This window comes from Synechococcus sp. A15-24, from assembly GCF_014280195.1.
Lineage (GTDB): Bacteria > Cyanobacteriota > Cyanobacteriia > PCC-6307 > Cyanobiaceae > Parasynechococcus.
The window spans coordinates 1,029,156-1,047,493 of record NZ_CP047960.1 but is presented as its reverse complement, the minus strand read 5'-3'; the positions used below and the strand labels follow the sequence as shown (position 1 = coordinate 1,047,493).

The following is an 18,338-nucleotide window of genomic DNA, read 5'->3' as shown; positions in this document are numbered from 1 at the left end:
GTTCATCCATCTCGCCACTGGACCAGTTCAACGCTGCCGCGCACGGCAGCCGTTGAACTGCACAGGATTGAGCTGCCCAGATGCACGGGTTGCCACTCCCTGGTGATGGACAACTGTTCCTCCGCGTCGCTCCACCCCCCCTCAGGACCCACCAGCAACCAGACCATGCTGTTGCAGTTTGTGGTCTGATTGAGCCAATCATGTAGTGCAGGCGTATCAGCCCGGCGGGTGACACCCACAGCCACGGGGTCGCTGCTGTTGGGCCATTGAGCAAGCTTGCAGGATGGTCTCAAGGTGGGCAACCACAGCCTTTCGCACTGCTCCACCGCCTCCTGCAGGATCGTGGCCCACCGCTCGGGGCGATGCTCGGCCTGGGGCGTAGAGCGGTCGGCGCGAAGCGGCTGAATCTCATCCACGCCGAGTTCACAGGCCATGCGCAGCGCGTCTTCAAAGCCGCGACGGATCAAGGACAGGCCAAGACCCAGTCGCGGGACGGGTGCAGATTCAATCTGCTCGGCTGGACGCGCGAGCTGGAGAGAATCAGCGCTGATCAACTGCGCCTGCCAGAGCGATCCGCAGCCATCGACCACGTCAATGGTGTCCCCAACGCGGCAACGCAGCACCCGTCGCAGGTAGTGCTGTTCGGAACGTTCCAACGCGACGCTTGGATCGCCGGTCACAACAGCTGCCAGACGCTGAGGTGCAATCAGCAGCCGTCGCCGCTCAGCCACCTGACGGGAAAAGACTGTCGGGGTGATCCTCCACAGGCCAATCCTCGTTGACACCGCCGATCACCAGCTCTTCGATCTGCACCACATCAGTGTCGAGCTGACGCAGGGCATTGATCAGCACATCGATCCCGACGCCATCGCAGGTGCCCAAATCGACCCAGCAACGGCCCCATTCGGCCTGATATTCCAGCTGGCCCATGTTGTGCATCAACGCCGGCATCACCGAATCGGCTTCGTCGTTGTCGTAGGTCATCCAGCTGAGATCGGCGCCCTCCTCATGCACCTGAAGGTTTTCAGCGTTGAAGCCGCCGAGACGACCGATCACATACCAGCTGTCGAAGATGCCATCGACGTAATTGCGCTCCCCCTGACTCGGCGGTGAAGCGAAACGAAGCCAGATCCAGCAGTTGAACGGATCCACCTCGCGGAAACGAACGTCCATGGAGGGACCAGTGATGTGGATTCATCATCGGTCAAGCTGAGATCCATGCTGGAACTACAGGCCCTCAACTACGCACCGGCCATCGCTTCAGGGCCGTTGCTGCAAGATGTCGGCCTCAAAGCCGACATCGGCCGGCCGGTGCTGGTGGCCGGAGCGAGCGGCAGCGGCAAGACCAGCCTGCTGGAGGTGATCGCCGGCCTCAGTGGCCAGCAACGGGGCAGCATTCGCTGGAATGGGCAGGAACTGAGCCAACGGCAGCGCCGCTGGCTCAGTGGCATGGTTTTCCAGTTCCCGGAACGCCACTTCCTCGGGTTGACCATCGCCCAGGAGCTGCGTCTTGGCCACAGGCGACTCAGCGGAGATCAACAGCAAGCTGCGCTGAACACAGTCGGATTGGCAAACATTCGACTGAGTGACGCACCGGAACGTCTCAGTGGCGGCCAGCAACGTCGCTTGGCCCTGGCGGTTCAACTGCTGCGGGGCGCAGAACTGCTGCTGCTGGACGAACCAACGGCTGGGTTGGACTGGTCCGTGCGCGCTGACGTGCTGAACCTCCTGAGCCAGCTCTCCAAGCAGCGGGTGCTGATCGTGGTGACCCATGAGCCGCAGCTGTTCCACGACTGGAGCTGCGAGCGCTATCAACTGCGGAACGGCCGATTAGAACCGGTGACTACATTGCCCGCAGCTTGAAGAACAACCATGGCCGACCGCCTGGTGAGAGCGACGGCCGCTGGCGGTGGCATCCGACTGGTGGCGGTGTCCACCACCGAAACCGTGCGGGAGGCAAGACGACGCCACAACCTCTCCTTCCTGTCCACGGTGATGCTGGGTCGGGCCATTGCAGCTGGCCTGATGCTGGCCAGCTCGATGAAAGTGCGGCATGGACGCGTGAATCTCCGACTCGGTTCGGATGGCCCACTGCGGGGGCTGATGGTGGATGCCGGCAGGGACGGGACGGTGCGGGGATACGTGGGTGACAACACCCTTGAGCTGGATCCGGTGATCGACGCCGATGGCAACTACAGCTTCGACTTCAAGGCCGCTGCTGGCACCGGGTATCTGCATGTCATGCGGGATGACGGCAAGGGGGAGCCGTTCAACAGCACGGTGGAACTGGTCAGCGGTGGCATCGGCGATGACGTCGCCTCCTACCTGCTGCACTCGGAGCAGACACCATCAGCGGTGTTTGTGGGTGAACGGATCAGCAGCCAGCAATTGCACAGCAGTGGAGGTTTGCTGGTGCAGATTCTGCCCAAGGCGGCGGAAGAGCCCGCTCTGGTGGAACTACTCGATCAGCGCTGCCGCGAGATTGAAGACTTCAGCGGACGAATGGATCGTTGCGGCGACCAGCTGGAGGACCTGCTCGTTGATGTCTTCCCCGATCTGGATCCACGCCCCCTCGAAGACGCGGACGCCAGTCAACCTGTGAATTTTCACTGCCGCTGCACCCGAGAGCGCAGCGTTGCGGCACTGCTGCTCATGGGTCGCACCGAACTGGCCGACATGCTGGAGAAAGACGGGGGAGCAGAACTCAACTGCCACTTCTGCAGCAACCGCTACGAGGTGAGCGGGCCGGAATTGGAGGGGCTCATCGCAGAGCTGGCTGCAGCGAGCTAAGCCAGCAGCAGCGCAGCGAGCCAGAGCAGCAGCGCTGCAGGAACAGCCTGAACCTGTTCAAGACTCAGATTCAATTGACTGAAGGCGGTGGGAGACAACGACGCCGTCAGGACGCTGCCCACCACCAATCCAAGGCCAAGCACCAGCAAGCACCATCCAAGGGAGGGCAGCGGCCGACGGCCCCGTCGGATCTGACTGAGGAAACAGCCGATCAAACTCAGGGCCAGAACCAATTGACCGGCACCGGGAGAGAACAGCAACAACAGCAGCGCTGCTGCACCGGCCACGAGGCGCACCACAAGACCCTGACCTTCGACGAGAGACCAGGAGGGAGACATCCCGGACAACGACTGCGGCGACTGGGGTAGGAGGGGCCGCAGCCGTTGCAGAACACTGACGCCAGGCAGTGATGGATTCCCCGATGCTGCCGATTCCTCCTTCTGGGATGCCGAGGCAGCTGCAGCACTGACCTGTCCCTGCTGACGGTCCCTCAGGCGGGCCATCAAGACAGCGTCATAGGCCGCCTCAACCCGCGCCTTGGCCTGGGGATCATCCTCAGTCTGCGCCAGGCAACGGCTGCGGGCCGCCTGAACCTCGTCAAAGCTGGCCCCGGGGCTCAGGCCAAGACGGACATAGGGATCGTCTGAATCGGACGAAGGACCGGATTCACCGACGGCAGCCATGCCCTTTCAGCAACAACATGACAAGAGCGTATCGAGACCGGCTCAGAACAGAGCGCTGCCGTGACGGAAACCCTCAGAACGCTCGAGGTTCTGGCGGCAACTCAAGGCTTCGGAACGATTCAACCAACGCCGTTTTTTGATCAGGGGCATCTGCGGTGGAAGGTGAAAGCCTTCCAGCATTTCGACAGATTCGCGGGTGGGACGAAAGCAGACGTACTCGGTGCCGCCGTCCGCCGTGCCTCGCACAAGCCAGAGACTCTCCAAGTGATCGTCACGATTCAGTTGGTGCAGTCTGGCGATCAGACGCGACCCCCGCGAGCAGGTGAGGGCTTGCGCACCAGCTGTCAACCAGAAAAGACTTGCATCTAGTTAAGGGATGGTTAATGATAGATCACTTGGCTTGTTGCTTTGAACACCCTGCATGAACTGCTGGCCCTGATGGCCGTGGAGGAAAAGGCCAGAACCTGCCATTCCCGCGCCGAAGCGCAGCGCTGCATCCAAGAAGCCGAACAGCGGCGACGCAATCTTTGGGGCACGAAGCAGGCGGTGCGATTCAGCTCAAGCTGAACGGGTCCTCAGAGACTGATCGGCTCCACACCACTCACCACTGGAGCCACATTGCTCAGCTCAAAATCGGGATGGTCCTCTTTCAGTTGATTGAGGTTCCACTCGTTCTTGAACAACAGCACAGGCCTGTTCCATGCATCGCGCACGGTTTTGCAGTTGAAAATCCTGCCCACCTTCTCCAGTTCCGACCAACCGCCGGCAACCCAGCGCGCCACCTGAAAACCCAAGTGCTCCAGCCGCGTTTCAACGCCGTATTCATTTTCAAGACGGTGCTGAACCACTTCCAGCTGCAGCTGACCGACTGCCGCGAGGATCGGATCGCGTTTGCTCTCATCGGTGTCGTAAAGGATCTGAACCGCCCCCTCTTCCCGTAATTCATTCACCCCCTTGCGGAAGTTCTTGAAGGCGGACGGGTTTGGATTGCGCAACCAACTGAAGATCTCCGGGCTGAAACAGGGAATCCCATCGAATTCCACTTTCGGCCCCACATACAGGGTGTCGCCGATCGAGAACATGCCCGGGTTGTTCAGGCCGATCACGTCGCCGGGGTAGGCGTCCTCGACCACCGCTCGGTCCTGTCCGAACAGCTTTTGCGGTCTGGACAAACGGATCGTCTTGCCGGTGCGCGCGTGCTTCACCGTCATGTCTTTCTCAAAGCGACCGCTGCAGACGCGCACAAACGCGACCCGGTCCCGGTGACGGGGATCCATGTTGGCCTGGAGCTTGAAAACGAAGCCGCTGAACCCTTCCCGCAGCGGATCGATCAATCCCTCGCTGCTGGAACGGGCGATCGGACGCTGGGCCATTTCCAGAAAGGCATCCAGAAACGGCCTCACCCCGAAGTTCGTCATCGCTGAGCCGAAGAACACCGGTGTGAGCTCACCGGCATGCACCATTTCGATGTCCAGCTCAGCTCCGGCGGCATCGAGCAACTCCATCTCCTCGATCGCCAGATCCAGCAACTCCTCCTCCACCAGCTCCCGCAGGGCCGGATCATCCAGGGACAACTTCTGTTCCGCGGCCTGTTTGCCCCGTTCAGCCCGACTGAACAGAACCACCTCACGGCTGCGGCGATCGATCACCCCGCGGAACTGCTCACCGCTGCCGATCGGCCAGTTGACAGCCCAGGGGGTCAGCTCGAGTTCCGATTCAATCTCGTCCAGAAGCGTCAAGGGCTCCCGGCCGGGACGATCCATCTTGTTGATGAAGGTGAAGATCGGGATCTTGCGCATCCGACACACCTCAAACAACTTCCGCGTTTGAGGCTCCAGGCCCTTGGCGGCGTCCTCGAGCATCACGGCGTTATCGGCCGCCGCCAGGGTGCGGTAGGTGTCCTCGGAAAAGTCCTGGTGACCAGGCGTATCGAGCAGGTTGATCGTGGTGGTGTCGTAGTCGAACTGCAGAACCGTCGAGGTGATCGAGATGCCCCGCTGTTTCTCCAGCTCCATCCAGTCGGAGGTCACCTTGCGTTGCTCGCCCCGGGCCTTCACCGCACCGGCCTGCTGAATCGCACCGCCGTACAGCAGCAGCTTCTCCGTCAGGGTTGTCTTGCCAGCATCCGGGTGGGAAATGATCGCGAAATTGCGGCGACGATCTACCGCCTCCGCCATCAATCCGGCCAGGTCCGTTTCAGTCGCCGTCGTGCCGCTCATCGCTCGCTGTCAATCCACCAAGCCTGACACCACCAGATAACGGTCGTCCTCCGTCTCCACGGTGAGTCCGTCCAATCCCGCCAGCGCCAACTGCTGTTGCACCTCCTCAGGAGTGAAGGCAGCCACCAAGGAGGCACAGAAATCCTGAATCAACACCGCCGGGGCATCAAAGCAATGGAGCTGCTGCAGACGGTGCACCTCCGCCAACGCGGCCGGACGGCGCAGGTCACGGTGCAGCACCCGGCAACCCGGAGCCGCCAGCTCTCGGGTAAGTCCCCAGAGCAGCCCTGGCTCATTCAGGTGATGGAGAAGGCTGTTGCTGACGATCAGATCGACGGGCTCCAGAGCCAAATCCTTAAGGGTGCAGCAGCGCAGATCGATCAAAAGACCTTGCTGATCCGCCCGGTCCCTGGCCACCTGAAGCATCGCTGGGGAACCATCCACGCCGATCACCTGCGATTCAGGAAACCGTTTGGCAAGCGGCAGGCTGATGTTCCCCGGCCCGCAGCCCAAATCGAGGATCACGGCAGGATCAGAAGCAGCGCGACCTGAAGCGGAACTCAGCAGAGCTTCGATCCGATCGAGAGTGCGTTGATCACCGCCGCTGAAATCGGCTGCGGCGTAGGCCAACACCTGTGCCGGGTCGACCATCAGCTCGGGTTCCGGCAATCGCTGCATCCAAGGCTTGGCATCGAGCAACAGTTTGCTCAGGACACTGCCAATGGTGGCGAGAACCCCTTGCTGCCCCCATCTGTGGCGTTAGGGTTTCGACAACATCTGTGCTTTACCGCACGTGACCCTGACTCCGAATCGCGTGGAGGTCGCTGCGAGCGACAGCGCCCGTTTCAGCGACTTTCCCGCCACCGCTCCAGCCGCTAATCCTGTCTTCTACCGGACCTACAGCCGCAAAACCGCTGATGGCCGTGAAAGCTGGAGCCAGGTTGGCGAGCGCAATCTCGGAGGCCTGCGGCAGCTGGGTGGACTGAACGATGAGGAAGTTGCGTTGCTGGCGCGGATGCAGAGCGAGAAAAAAGCCCTGCCATCCGGCCGGTGGCTCTGGATCGGCGGCACCGGTTGGATTGAGCAATCGGTCAACTTCTCAGGTGCGTACAACTGCACCTCCACCAACCTGGTGGACTGGCAGGCCTTTGGTCTGATGATGGACCTGGCGATGATGGGCTGCGGCACCGGCGCCATCATCGAGCCGCACCTGATCGAACGGCTGCCGGTGGTGCGCAACACCCTCAAGGTGTTGTCGGTTTCCGACATCGGCATCACGGCAGCTGGACAGCGGCAGGACGACTGCACTCACACCATCGAGGGCAACCGCGTTCAGATCAAGGTGGGCGACACCCGCCGGGGATGGGTGGACAGCTACCAACTGATGCTGGAGCTGAGCAGTGATCCCCGCTTCAACGGCGGAACCGTTGAGATCGACGTCGACCTCAACGACGTTCGTCCCGTCGGCGAGACCTTGAAAGGCTTCGGCGGCATGGCCAACCCCGTGAAGCTGAAGGACCTCTACGCCCGCGTGGCCCGACTGCTGAACAAGGCCATCGGACGTCGTCTGACGTCGGTGGAGTGCTGCCTGCTGATCGATGAAGCCGCCGTTACGATCGTGGCCGGCAACATCCGCCGGAGTGCTGGCATGCGTCAGTTCGCTGCTGATGACAGCGCGGCGTCGTCCGCCAAGGACAACCTCTGGCAACAGGATGAGGATGGCAACTGGCGCATCGACCCGGAACGGGATGCCCTGCGCATGGCAAACCACACCCGCGTCTATCACTCACGTCCGAGTAAGGAGGTGGTGCTGGCCGCGGTGACCAAGCAGTTCCACTCCGGCGAAGGAGCCATCCAGTTCGCCCCGGAAGCGATCGCTCGCTCCAACGCCGATCTGCTCAGCACCCCCGAACTGCGCAGCGAGTTCATCGAGATCTACTGCGATCAAGGGAAGGAGGAAGCCGGTCGCTGGCTCAGCACCAACCACGGACCAATCGTCCCAGCGGAGCTGGAGCACCGCCTCAGCCGCTATGGCCTCAACCCCTGCGGTGAAATTCTGGGGGCTGATTTCCACTGCAACCTGGCGGAAATCCATCTCAACCAGATCGATCCCAGCGACGAGGAGGGACAGGCCGATGCCTTCCGGGCAGCAGCCCTGTCGGTGGCATGTCTGCTCAACCACCGCTTCGAGGTGGAGCGCTACCGCCAGAGCCGCGAATGGGATCCGATCGTGGGCGTCAGCTTCACCGGTCTGTTCGATTTCTTCGTGCATGCCTTCGGCAGCGACTGGCTGCGTTGGTGGGAAGCCGGCCGACCCGACACCAACGAAGGCCGTGCCTTCAAGGCCAAGGAAGCCGACTACCTGAGCCGCTGGAAGCAAGTGGTGAATGAAACGGTTTGGGATTACTGCGACCGCCATGGCCTGCGCCGCCCCAACCGCTGCACCACAGTGCAGCCGGCTGGCACCAAAAGCCTGCTGACCGGAGCAGCCCCCGGCTGGCACCCTCCCAAGGCGCAACGGTTCATCCGCCGCATCACCTTCCGCAAGAACGATCCCGTGGCCATGGCCTGCATGGACTACGGCTACACCGTGGTGCCCTCCCAGTCCGACAAGGACGAGCAGGGGCGTCTGCTCGATGATCCATTCGATCCCCGCTGCACCGAATGGTTGGTGGAGATCCCCACGGAAGTGAGCTGGGCCAATCTGCCTGGCGCCGATGCGGTGGACATCAACGGCTTCTCAGCCATGGCCCAGTTCGATTTCTACATGCAGGTGCAGACGCACTACACCGCCCACAACACCTCCGCCACGATCGAATTCCGCGATCACGAAATCGAGCCCCTGGCGGATGCGCTGCACAAGGCAATGGACAACGGCGAGGGCTACATCTCCGCAGCACTGCTGGCCCGGTTTGACGCCAATGCCACCTTCCCGCGCCTGCCGTTTGAGCCCATCAATGCGGCCACCTACGAACGGCTGCAATCCGAGGTGATCCAACGCCGCATCAGCAGCGATTTCTTCGAGGCACTGCAGCGTTACGACAGCGGAGAACTGAAGGAAGCCGGACCGGCCGGCTGTGATTCCGACAAATGTCTGCTGCCCCTGGCTAAGCCGGAAAGCTGATCGTCGCATCCGGCTGACTTAAAGTTGAGCAGCGTCTGATCGGTCAGGCGCTGACCCCCTGGAGAGGTGGTCGAGTGGTTTATGGCTCTGGTCTTGAAAACCAGCGTGTCTTCACGGGCACCGTGGGTTCGAATCCCACCCTCTCCGTTCCGTAAGTCCAGGACTAAATCAATGCTCTGTCGTTGGTAGGTTTTTACCTTGAAGTGGTGGCTGCTATGCGTCTGGTTCCTTGCGGAATTCTGGCCAACCGCGAATTTTCCATCAAGCATTCGACAACGATCGGGCAACTGGTTGAGGCGCTCCATCAAAATGACGCCTGCAATTAACAAAGTGTTGGCAAGTACTTCATTACTGTAAGGGTGGGCTGTTACTCAGCAGCAAATTCGCCAACGACGATGTTGGTTGAAAGACCGGTGCATCACTCGAAGTTACCTGAGCAGATGGGCTAACAGATAGAAGCGGAAACATCAGTGTCAACAGTGGCCGCGATCGGAGCCTCCGAAGGAATCGATCTAGCGGTAATGAGCCGTGTTGCGCTTGTGGGAAATTTCGATATAAAAGCAATAGACAAGTATTCACGATGCAAGAGCTCTTCCTCACCGCCAATCCTGTTCTCTTGGGCATGGCTGGACTAAACATGTTGACACTTGTATCGTTGCTTGGTACGACAATCTCCCAACGGAGCGCTCTTAACAGACTAGAGAGAACACTTAGGGATTCCAATACGACACTTGCTCAAGAAACTATTATTGGGATTTTAAATCCATCGATTGCTGGTGAAATCACTGAAAGTTCTTCCGATACCAACGCTGTTTTTGAAACAGCTTCAGACCGCGACACGACTGGAGTTGTCGTATTTCGTTAAAAAATATCTAATTATCAATGCATTTACTGTCCAGGATGACCTATCCCTCTCTATCGTCTTCAAAATAGCAATTCAAAGCCCATAAAGGCACCTTAATATATAGGCAGCATTTTTGCTAGATTCCACCCCATAGATAAATCCACATTCACCCAGCATGCAAGTCACGCGATGAACACGCAAAAGCTCTTCCCCATAACCAAAAAATAAATCTGCACAAGGCTTCAATCCTATTGACTTCTAGTATCAATATCAATCAAAAAAGTGTTGAGGCTTCATGAATTCAAGGCTCGAGACCTAATTAGAGCCATGAATATACATTTTGCATTGCTAAAAAGATTTTGCCAACAACTTAGTCTGACAGAACAAACGCTATCTATTCGAAGAGTGCAACGTTAGAGCCACATATAATTGATTCTGCGTGTAAAGCTAACGGTTCATCAAGCAGACATGGGATGTTTTGAGTTGACCAGAAAAAATAGCGATCATAGCCAGGGTCTGCACATGGATTACTAAAATCTAAATTAAATCATGCGACATCAACTCGAAAACAATCAGCCCAGAAAAGTAAAGTTTTACTCTAAAAACAACTTTCCCGGGCGACCTATCTTAAAACTTCATGAATGACAATAAACCATGTCCTTTAGAGCAAGAAAAGAAGCAATACAATCCAGGTGGTACCTATGAAGAATATTTTGTCGGCACCCTTGTCAATATCGAAAAGCTCGTGTGGATCTGGAATCATTGCTCACCAACAATGGTGCAATCCTAGTTGTTCAAACGATTCAGTGCTGGCTCGTGCCAAACCTGCTCCTCACATTGCCTTGAGCTGGCTCAAGACTCCGGATCAAACAGGGCACTGGAAAATACTAAGCAACCTGCCGTCGTCAGAGCTGAGCTCGCCTGTCTTGACGCAGCGCTTCTGAAGGTGGCACCCGCTGTCCAATATGCGTTGTGTAATCCTGGGAGCCAATGGCCCCAGCAATCAGCACAACAGTAAGGGCTGTTATGGACATCACCGCGACTAGCAGAAACCGCATGCGAGTAGAAGATTGTTGCATCAATTCTGGCTGGAAATTCGTCCGACTGAGGGTGCACTGCTGGCAACGCACCCGATCAATATTTTTTTTATCAGGAGCATCAATAGAGGCGTGGAGCCGTCAAATCCAAGTCCAATCGATCTTTCAGAAAACAACTCACAATGATTCCCACAACAGCTCAGTCACTCTGTCATTCATCAGACAGAGAGATCCACAGAGCTCGGGCATGACTCTGATCGGAGGGTCGTCGAGAAAGACTCGCACAACACCCTAAAGGATGCAGACGAGGACAAGAAACACAAGCGTTGCTAGCACTTGATTGCCCCTCGCTCATCTCGACCATGCAAATGTACCTAGCAGACTGCATCTTTCCTGACATTGAAAGCCAATTGGCTGCCTACAAAAGTTTCTGTGAGCTCTGGGATTCAGGCGAAATGGCTCAGGCCGATCACGCTGACGGCTTTGAAATGCTCTTTCGCGTTCACGCTCCCGGTGCAGGTCGTGTGACCCTACTGTTTAAAGCTGAGAGCGACGCGCAGATCTTTGAGCACTTTGCTCCCTGGCGTGCTCAGTTTGGAATTGAGATGGACTTCACGCCGGTGATCGGCTGCCAAGACGTCGTTGATTATCACAAAAAGTTGTTTGCGAAAATGTCCTGATCGCAACGGATGAGCTCAAGTGATCACAGGTGATCCTGTGCTGGGAACACCTGTGATCGTCACACTTAAATTAAATTTTGCTTAATTACAGGCCTAAAAACTTGGCGGGGATGCCATCTAGGCTGTGGTTTCCAAGCATCTGAAACACAACATTGACAAGCATGCCGCCGAGGTGAATCGCGCCAACAAGAATTAGTCCACGCCAAAGCTTTTCGAACGCGGCTGGAGGTTGGTTGTTACTCCACGTTCCGTTCGGTGTGTTCATAGGACCCATGAAATCCTGATCACGATGTCCGAGCAAAAGGGGCCGATCAACGATCTGTAATGCGTCTTCACAGCGAAAAGTATGGGGATCAATCGATCAGAGCATTCGGGGAGACGCCCGCAGCAACCGTGTAGACACCCAGAATGCACTCCAAAGTAACCAGTGAGTTGCCGCTAAGTGCCTTCAGGGCTACTCTTGAGGTGCTCGACAGGCCCTGGACATGATCAAAGCGGCAACGCGGGAAAACCAGGTAAAGCTCACGGTCTCCGTGCCGCCAAGCCTGCACGTGTTGCTGCGCAGTTGGGCACTGTGCGAAGGCCGGGAACTCACCAGCGTCGTGTTGCAGTGCGTGGAGCTCTCGATCCGGCAGCTGAAGAGCAACGGCTCCATCCCTTCGGCAGCGATTCGTGCTTACGAGGGAGCCTGCGACGAACGACTTGCCATTGGAGGTCTTTGACCATGACAAGCTCCATCGACCTGTTTGAAAAGGCCCTGCAGGCCCCGACCATGGAAGCCGTGATCGCTCTGAGCGAGAGGGTTCAGACCCTGGAAGCCAACCCGGAAGGCGTCGTTTACACCGCTTATCGAGCCATCGATCAGACCCTTCTGATTGGCTACACCGAAACCCTCTCAGCCTCCACAACCGAGCATCAGCAACGGGGCTTTGAGCTGATGGACGCCCGGCGCGGCACCCGCCGGGAGGAGCGCCTGCTGCTGCTCACCCTCAAGGAAATCGGCATTCACAGCACTTACTGCGAGGGCTGCTTCGATGCCGAAACCTCCACGCTGGCCCATCTCCACCAGTTGGGTTGGCCGTTAGGACGGCTGCGCAGCCTTCGTGTTTCCAAAAACACCCGCAAACGCTTTCAGCGTGGTTAGCCGCCAATTCAAATCAGCAGATGGATCGTGATCCGCTGATGCGACGAGCCAGTTCCACCAGCTCCTGCACCTGAGCTGCAGGAGCTGCCTCTCGCTGGCCGGCCTGCACCGCCCGGTAATGATCTGCCACCAACCAGGCGCTGGTTGCTGGATCATCGGCAAATCGGGGAATCAGGTGGAGGTGCAGATGGGGAGCACCCTCACCAAAGGCGATGGCATAAACGCGATCACAGCCGGTGATCTGCTGCACCAGCTGACTGGCATCGCGCACGGCCAGCCCCCAGGATTCAGCCTCTTGGGGTTCGAAGGCCAGCGGCCCACCGCAATGGCGGCGACTGTCCAACAACAACCAGCCCGGCAGAGGAGCTGGGACCGGATGGTGGCGGAGCACCCACAGCTCAGTGCGACTGATCTCATACCGCTCGCGACTCGGCGGATCCTGGTGCAAGAGGCAGATGCCGCAGGGTTCCGTCATCAAGGGCAGATCAGGATCAGCGCTTGGCCACACCGCGGCCATTGCCGATCAGACCGAGATCAATGATCACGCCGATGGCCACCACCAGCATTCCGCTGAAAGACGACACGCCACCGAAGGAGGACGTGGCCCAGCAGAAGCCCAGGGTGGTGGTGGGCAGCAACAGCAGACCAGCGATGGGCAGTACGGGATTGGGAACGGCCATGCCCGCGAAGGGTTGCAGCACAAAGCTGCTGTTGAACAGCCACATCAACACCAGGATCAACCGTGGCGCCAGCAATCCGAGTGCAGCGAACAGGCACATGGCCGAAGAATCTTCTGCTCGAGTGGTAGCGCCGGTGACCGTTGCGGTCAGCCATCCAAAGCCCGCGATCAAGTCTCCAGCGCACAGTTCACCGCGATTTCAAAGGGCACGGCCGCATCAGGGAGCTCCAGAAGACGTCCCATCAGACGGGCAAGATCCCTTGGCTGCGTCATGGATTCCGCAGGCACGGAGCTCACCGACAGGGCCATGGCGGTGTTCACCCAGCTGGGACAAATCGCCGTCACCCGGATGCCGTGATCAAAGCCTTCATTCCGCATGGACTGACACAACGCCATCAGGCCGAATTTGCTCACCGGGTAGCCCGCCATCCGACCTTTCACCCGTTTACCGCTCATTGAAACCAGCACCTGGATCCGCCCATGGCCGCAGGAGCGGAGATGCGGCCAGGCCGCTCGGGTCAACCACCAGGGCCCCATCACGTTGACCTGCCACAGCTCCTCCAACTCCGCCTCCTGCCCGTCCTCAAACAGCAGCGGCGTGCGATGCAAAATTCCCGCGCAATGGATCAGCGCGTCCACACCCCCTGCCCAGGAGGTTGCAGCATCCACCAGAGACATGGCCTGCTCAGGTTGGCCGGCGTCATAGGCGACCGGCAGCACATGGGCGCTGTCCAGCAGGGTTCCCTTCACGGCTGCCGGATCCCGCAGACCCAGGCAGAGACGATGCCCCTCAGCCAGACAATTCTCGGCCACCGCCCGGCCGATCCCGCGGCTGGCACCGGTGATCAGAACCGTCCGTGACATCAGGCGGGTTGAAACAGCACATCCAAAAGCCGCTCCGGGTCCTGATCCACCTTCAACAGCCCGCGATGCTCTGCCGCCACAAAGCCATTGGCCACCGCTCCATCCAGGAACTGGAGGAGATGGTCGTAATAGCCGGCCACATTGAGCAAGGCACAGGGTTTGCTGTGAAAGCGCAGCTGCAACCAGGTGAGTGCTTCGAACAACTCCTCCAGGGTTCCAAGGCCCCCTGGCAACGCGACCATGGCATCTGCCAATTCGATCATGCGCGCCTTGCGGACATGCATGTCGGCAACGACCTCTAGGCGTGTGAGCTGATGGTGAGCAACCTCGGCATCCATCAACGCTTCAGGGATCACGCCGATCACCTCCCCCTCAGCGGCCAGCACCGCATCGGCGATCGTGCCCATCAGACCAATCTGGGCGGCGCCGTACACCAACCCCACACCCCGGCGGGCCATGGCGCGGCCCAATGCCGTGGCGGTCTGACCATGCTCCGGCGCGTGGCCAGATCTGGATCCGCAGTAGACCGCGAGGCGTTGCATCGCTTGCCAGTGCCAGAAGCCTTTCATTCTCGGCCCTGGTGCTCCAGCAGACCCCACCAGAGCCCACGGACTGAAATCCTTGGACCAGCGAGGGCACTGCCATGACCGACGCCACACTCAGCCTCAGCCTGATCAGCGAACACCGAATTCTCGACAAGGCGGCTGGACTGAACGAACCCTCCGGCCTGACCCTGAACCACGACGGCAGCGCCATCTACACCGTCAGTGATGACACCAAGGCGGTGTTCCGTCTGGATCTGAAGGGTCGCCTGTCCATCACCGAGTCTTTTTTCATCGGCGTCGACGATCTGGAAGGGATTGCCATCAATGGCGATGGCAGCCGACTCCATGCCGTTCAGGAAGAGACCAACGCGCTGATCACCATCGACATCGCAACGCGGCGCGAACTCAGCCGTCGTCCCTTGGCGGCCATGACCAACTACGAGAGCATTCAGCGCTTCTTCCCCGATCCGCCAGACAACAAAGGGCTGGAAGGGATCACCGTGAACACCCGCACGGGGCATCTGTTTGTGGTGAAGGAAGGGCGCCCAGGGCTGCTGATCGAGCTTGATGCGGAAGGCAACAGCATCCTCCAGGCCCGACCTCTCAACGACACCAATGGCTTTGTGCACCCAACCGTGGGTCCGGACAAACTCGACTTCTCAGGCCTCAGCTACGACGCCGAACGCAACACGATCTGGATCACCAGTGACAAAGGACAGTGCCTGTACCACTACAACTGGGAACATGATCAGGTGCTGCAGCGCCTCGATCTGGTGATCGAAGACGACAACAAGCCCAAACGGATCCGCAAGTCGGAAGGTGTGGCGATCGACCCTGCCCGCAGTCGCTTGTACGTGGTGAGCGAGAGGGACGGGAGGCTGTACGTCTTCAAGATCCACACCAATGGCTGATCCACAGCACTGGCTGATCACCGGAGCCAGCAGTGGTATTGGCCGTCTCGCCGCCGAACGGCTGCAACAGCAGGGGCACCGGCTCACCGTGATCTGCCGCAGTCAGCAGCGGGCTGATCAGACCCTCGGCTGGCTGACGGGAGAAAGCCGCCTGCTGCTGGCGGATCTGGCCGACCTTGATCAGGTTCAAGCCATCGGACAAGCGCTTCGTCAACGGGATGACGACCTGGATGGCCTGCTGCTCAACGCCGGTTTGCAATACGCTGGCTATCGGCAGGTGCGCTGGAGTGCCCAGGGCCTGGAACTCACCATCGCCGTCAACCATCTGGCGCATCAGCGGCTGGTGATGGATCTGCTGCCACTGCTGTTGCGATCCGCTGCGCCAAGGCTGGTCATCACAGCGTCGGAGGTGCACAACCCGGCCAGTGGCGGCGGACGGGTGGGACGCCCCGCCGGCCTCGGCGATCTTTCCGGACTAAAGAAGCATTCAGAGATGGTGAACGGTGAACGGCCCTTTGATGCGGACAAGGCCTACAAGGACAGCAAGCTCTGCAACCTGTTGATGGGCAGGCATCTGGCACTGCTGCATCCGCAGTTGCCCGTGATCTGCTGGAGTCCCGGCCTGGTGATTCCGCGGGGACGGGACGGTTTCTTCCGCAACAGCCGCCAGGCCAACCCCATCGGGCAGGCCTTGTTCGAAGTCGTGGCACGCGATCTGTTGCGACTCACCGAACATCCCCAGCGGGCCGCTGAACTGTTGGAGCGGTTGGTGCTGGATCCCGCCATGCCATTGGGATTCAGCTACTGGAGCAACACGCTTCTCGGTCCAGGGCGTCATCGGTTCCAGCGCGCCGAAACCTCGGCGGAAGCCGCCGATGAGGGCAAGGCAGGGCAGCTCTGGCAGGTGAGTGACCAGATTTTGACTGAATGCCAATGATCGGCGTGATGGCTGCACTCGCTGCAGCCCTGGCCTGGACAACCGCCAGCGGCCTGTGGCGGTCCTTGTCGGATCAGGGCTCCGCCCTGCAGCTCAATGCCCTGAAGAACGGACTGGCGACCCTGTTGTTTCTGCCTGTGCTGGCGCTGCTGCCATGGCAGGACAACGCTGCAGCCATCGCAATGTTGTTACTCAGCGGCGGCGTGGGCATCGCCGCCGGTGACAGCTTCTATCTCGCCGCCCTGCGACGCCTGGGCACCCGCCGAACTCTCACGCTGGAAGCGGTGGGTCCAGTGTTGGCCAGCCTCGGCAGCGTCATGCTGATGGGGGAGCGACTCGGCGCAGGGGCCTGGGTGGGTGCTCTGTTGGTAGCGGGAGCCGTGGTCCTTGTGGCGGACAGCGACGGGCCGCTTCACAGGGACCGTCAGGGACTGGCCATGGGTCTGATGGCGGTGCTCTGCGGCCTGAGTGGCGCCTTTCTGGCGCGACATGTGCTGATCAGCAGCGACCTGACGCCCCTCCAGACCGCTGCGGTCAGGCTGCTGGGGGGCTGGCTGGCTTTGTTGCCACTCGTTCGTTCCAGAGGGTCGCGCCTCAGCGTTCGATCCGGTCCAACGCTGCGGATTGTGCTGGCCACCGCCCTGGGCACCAATCTGGGCATCGCCATGCAGCAACTGGTGTTTCAGGCCATGCCCGTCGGCCCTGGCGTCACGCTGATGAGCACGGCGCCGGTGATGGCACTGGTTGCAGGCCGGTTCGAAGGAGATCCGATTCAGCCCCGTGGGGTCCTGGCTGCGGTGCTGGCGGTGGCCGGGGTGGCCTGCAGCGTCTGAAGCGCCTGCTCGAACGATGCGGTAGCTGACTCCTGCAGAGACAGCACCACCAGATCCACTCCCGCCCCACTGCCGGGTCGCCAAGCTGCCGTCGGTGCAGCCTCGAACCAGCTGTTGAGCCGTGGGCCCACCATCTGCAGCTGCAAAGGCAAGGTTTTGCCCGGCAGCCAGACGCGTCCTTTCAGCCGCAGCACCTGATGCTCACTCACCAATCTGAGCAGCAGTTGTTCGAGAGTCGCCCGATCAAATTCTCCCTCCAGACGAAGACCGCCACTCACCATCGCGACATGGCTGTGATCGTGATGATCGTGGTCATGCTCGTGGTCGTGGTTGTGATGGTGAGTTACATCTTCGGCGTGATGCTCCAGACCGAGCACCACCGTGGTGTCCACGGCGCCATGGGCCACCGGGAGCAGTGCCGTCCCGGGCCTGGTCTGCGCGTTCAGGTCGCTCTGCAGTACATCCAGCTGCGATGGCGACAGCCGATCGGCACGGCTGAGCAGAACGAGATCTGCGGCCTGAAGCTGATCGCGGAACAACTCATCGATCGCAGTGATGTGATCAAGGCTGGGATCATCCCGACGCTGCTGCTCCAGAGCCTCCCGATCCGCGACGGGGCTGCCAGCGGCAAGAGCTTCACCGTCAACGAGCGTCACCACACCGTTCACGTGCACACGGCTGCGGATGGCCGGCCAGTCCAGGGCCTGCAGCAACGGACGCGGCAACGCCAGACCACTTGTTTCCACAACGATTCCATCCAATTGATCCGCCCGCTCAAGCAGCTGTTCCATCGTCGGCAGGAAGTCGTCCTGCACCGTGCAACACAAGCAGCCGTTGTTGAGCTCCACAAGGCGGCCTTCCACCTCATCGTCGGGGCAGAAACCGCAACTGCGAATCAGATCCCCATCCAGTCCGACACTGCCGAATTCATTGACCATCACGGCCAGACGCTGACCACTGCGGGTGAGCAGATGGCGCAGAACAGTGGTTTTACCGGCACCAAGGAAACCGGTTATCACGGTGACCGGCAGACGTCTGCTAATGGAAC

The 18,338-nt window shown here is 59.6% G+C and carries 21 protein-coding genes and 1 tRNA gene; 11 read left to right on the top strand and 11 right to left on the bottom strand.

From position 1 onward, the window contains the following. Nucleotides 1-2: 2 nt before the first annotated feature. Both SynA1524_RS05710 and SynA1524_RS05705 read right to left on the bottom strand, forming a co-directional pair. Nucleotides 3-731: a 16S rRNA (uracil(1498)-N(3))-methyltransferase gene (locus SynA1524_RS05710; protein WP_186499324.1), complete on the bottom strand. Its 729-nt coding sequence runs from the start codon at nt 729-731 to the stop codon at nt 3-5. Then, entirely contained in the window at nt 724-1,173 is a 450-nt protein-coding gene (locus SynA1524_RS05705) for a DUF3531 family protein (RefSeq protein WP_186499323.1), read from the bottom strand. Before SynA1524_RS05705 ends, SynA1524_RS05710 begins: the two co-directional genes overlap by 8 nt. Before the next feature lie 45 nt (nt 1,174-1,218). Between SynA1524_RS05705 and SynA1524_RS05700 the strand changes: the two genes are divergently transcribed. After that, nucleotides 1,219-1,863: an ABC transporter ATP-binding protein gene (locus SynA1524_RS05700; protein WP_186499322.1), complete on the top strand. Its 645-nt coding sequence runs from the start codon at nt 1,219-1,221 to the stop codon at nt 1,861-1,863. A gap of 9 nt (nt 1,864-1,872) precedes the next feature. Next, entirely contained in the window at nt 1,873-2,790 is a 918-nt protein-coding gene (gene hslO / locus SynA1524_RS05695) for an Hsp33 family molecular chaperone HslO (RefSeq protein WP_186499321.1), read from the top strand. Here hslO and SynA1524_RS05690 read toward each other — a convergent pair. Both SynA1524_RS05690 and SynA1524_RS05685 read right to left on the bottom strand, forming a co-directional pair. Further along, nucleotides 2,787-3,473: a CPP1-like family protein gene (locus SynA1524_RS05690; RefSeq protein ID WP_186499320.1), complete on the bottom strand. Its 687-nt coding sequence runs from the start codon at nt 3,471-3,473 to the stop codon at nt 2,787-2,789. The genes hslO and SynA1524_RS05690 overlap by 4 nt on opposite strands. 42 nt (nt 3,474-3,515) lie before the next feature. Then, a complete protein-coding gene (locus tag SynA1524_RS05685; protein ID WP_186499319.1) occupies nt 3,516-3,737 on the bottom strand; it encodes a hypothetical protein in 222 nt (73 codons plus the stop codon). A 144-nt stretch (nt 3,738-3,881) separates the two neighbouring features. Between SynA1524_RS05685 and SynA1524_RS05680 the strand changes: the two genes are divergently transcribed. Then, nucleotides 3,882-4,040 carry a hypothetical protein gene (locus tag SynA1524_RS05680; protein WP_186499677.1) on the top strand — a complete coding sequence of 53 codons (159 nt, stop codon included), beginning with the start codon at nt 3,882-3,884 and terminating at the stop codon, nt 4,038-4,040. Nucleotides 4,041-4,048: 8 nt separating this feature from the next. On the opposite strand, the gene SynA1524_RS05675 is transcribed toward SynA1524_RS05680, so the two are convergent. Both SynA1524_RS05675 and SynA1524_RS05670 read right to left on the bottom strand, forming a co-directional pair. Beyond that, entirely contained in the window at nt 4,049-5,692 is a 1,644-nt protein-coding gene (locus tag SynA1524_RS05675) for a peptide chain release factor 3 (RefSeq protein WP_186499318.1), read from the bottom strand. 9 nt (nt 5,693-5,701) lie between these two features. Further along, complete coding sequence (locus SynA1524_RS05670; RefSeq protein ID WP_186499534.1) at nt 5,702-6,370, bottom strand: class I SAM-dependent methyltransferase; 669 nt, start codon at nt 6,368-6,370, stop codon at nt 5,702-5,704. A gap of 115 nt (nt 6,371-6,485) precedes the next feature. Between SynA1524_RS05670 and nrdJ the strand changes: the two genes are divergently transcribed. The 5 genes from nrdJ (at nt 6,486) to SynA1524_RS05640 (ending at nt 12,521) form a co-directional block, all read left to right on the top strand. Continuing rightward, complete coding sequence (gene nrdJ, locus SynA1524_RS05665) at nt 6,486-8,816, top strand: ribonucleoside-triphosphate reductase, adenosylcobalamin-dependent (protein WP_186499317.1); 2,331 nt, start codon at nt 6,486-6,488, stop codon at nt 8,814-8,816. Between the two features lie 60 nt (nt 8,817-8,876). After that, a tRNA-Ser gene (locus SynA1524_RS05660) sits at nt 8,877-8,963 on the top strand. Nucleotides 8,964-11,059: 2,096 nt separating this feature from the next. Next, nucleotides 11,060-11,377: a DUF3303 domain-containing protein gene (locus SynA1524_RS05650; protein ID WP_186499533.1), complete on the top strand. Its 318-nt coding sequence runs from the start codon at nt 11,060-11,062 to the stop codon at nt 11,375-11,377. A gap of 485 nt (nt 11,378-11,862) precedes the next feature. Further along, the gene (locus tag SynA1524_RS05645; RefSeq protein ID WP_011128001.1) at nt 11,863-12,099 is read left to right on the top strand and encodes a hypothetical protein; all 237 of its coding nucleotides are present in this window, start codon (nt 11,863-11,865) and stop codon (nt 12,097-12,099) included. A 2-nt stretch (nt 12,100-12,101) separates the two neighbouring features. Continuing rightward, complete coding sequence (locus tag SynA1524_RS05640) at nt 12,102-12,521, top strand: hypothetical protein (RefSeq protein ID WP_186499315.1); 420 nt, start codon at nt 12,102-12,104, stop codon at nt 12,519-12,521. A 13-nt stretch (nt 12,522-12,534) separates the two neighbouring features. Here SynA1524_RS05640 and SynA1524_RS05635 read toward each other — a convergent pair whose 3' ends face one another. The 4 genes from SynA1524_RS05635 to SynA1524_RS05620 all read right to left on the bottom strand — a co-directional run bounded on the left by SynA1524_RS05635 (nt 12,535) and on the right by SynA1524_RS05620 (nt 14,663). Beyond that, nucleotides 12,535-13,038: an HIT family protein gene (locus tag SynA1524_RS05635; protein WP_186499314.1), complete on the bottom strand. Its 504-nt coding sequence runs from the start codon at nt 13,036-13,038 to the stop codon at nt 12,535-12,537. Next, a complete protein-coding gene (locus SynA1524_RS05630) occupies nt 13,013-13,300 on the bottom strand; it encodes a hypothetical protein (protein WP_186499532.1) in 288 nt (95 codons plus the stop codon). The genes SynA1524_RS05635 and SynA1524_RS05630 overlap by 26 nt, the downstream gene beginning before the upstream one ends. Before the next feature lie 68 nt (nt 13,301-13,368). Then, the gene (locus SynA1524_RS05625) at nt 13,369-14,064 is read right to left on the bottom strand and encodes an SDR family NAD(P)-dependent oxidoreductase (protein WP_186499313.1); all 696 of its coding nucleotides are present in this window, start codon (nt 14,062-14,064) and stop codon (nt 13,369-13,371) included. Next, the gene (locus SynA1524_RS05620) at nt 14,064-14,663 is read right to left on the bottom strand and encodes an LOG family protein (RefSeq protein WP_286188705.1); all 600 of its coding nucleotides are present in this window, start codon (nt 14,661-14,663) and stop codon (nt 14,064-14,066) included. Before SynA1524_RS05620 ends, SynA1524_RS05625 begins: the two co-directional genes overlap by 1 nt. Before the next feature lie 44 nt (nt 14,664-14,707). Between SynA1524_RS05620 and SynA1524_RS05615 the strand changes: the two genes are divergently transcribed. The 3 genes from SynA1524_RS05615 to SynA1524_RS05605 are packed head-to-tail and all read left to right on the top strand — an operon-like array spanning nt 14,708 to nt 17,290. Further along, nucleotides 14,708-15,520, top strand: coding sequence for an SdiA-regulated domain-containing protein (locus SynA1524_RS05615; protein WP_186499311.1), 813 nt, complete (start codon nt 14,708-14,710; stop codon nt 15,518-15,520). Continuing rightward, nucleotides 15,513-16,457 carry an SDR family NAD(P)-dependent oxidoreductase gene (locus tag SynA1524_RS05610; RefSeq protein WP_186499310.1) on the top strand — a complete coding sequence of 315 codons (945 nt, stop codon included), beginning with the start codon at nt 15,513-15,515 and terminating at the stop codon, nt 16,455-16,457. Before SynA1524_RS05615 ends, SynA1524_RS05610 begins: the two co-directional genes overlap by 8 nt. Nucleotides 16,458-16,465: 8 nt before the next feature. Then, nucleotides 16,466-17,290 carry an EamA family transporter gene (locus tag SynA1524_RS05605; RefSeq protein ID WP_286188704.1) on the top strand — a complete coding sequence of 275 codons (825 nt, stop codon included), beginning with the start codon at nt 16,466-16,468 and terminating at the stop codon, nt 17,288-17,290. On the opposite strand, the gene cobW is transcribed toward SynA1524_RS05605, so the two are convergent. Then, nucleotides 17,230-18,333, bottom strand: a complete 1,104-nt coding sequence (cobW, locus tag SynA1524_RS05600) for a cobalamin biosynthesis protein CobW (RefSeq protein WP_186499531.1) — start codon at nt 18,331-18,333, stop codon at nt 17,230-17,232. The genes SynA1524_RS05605 and cobW overlap by 61 nt on opposite strands. Nucleotides 18,334-18,338: the final 5 nt, after the last annotated feature.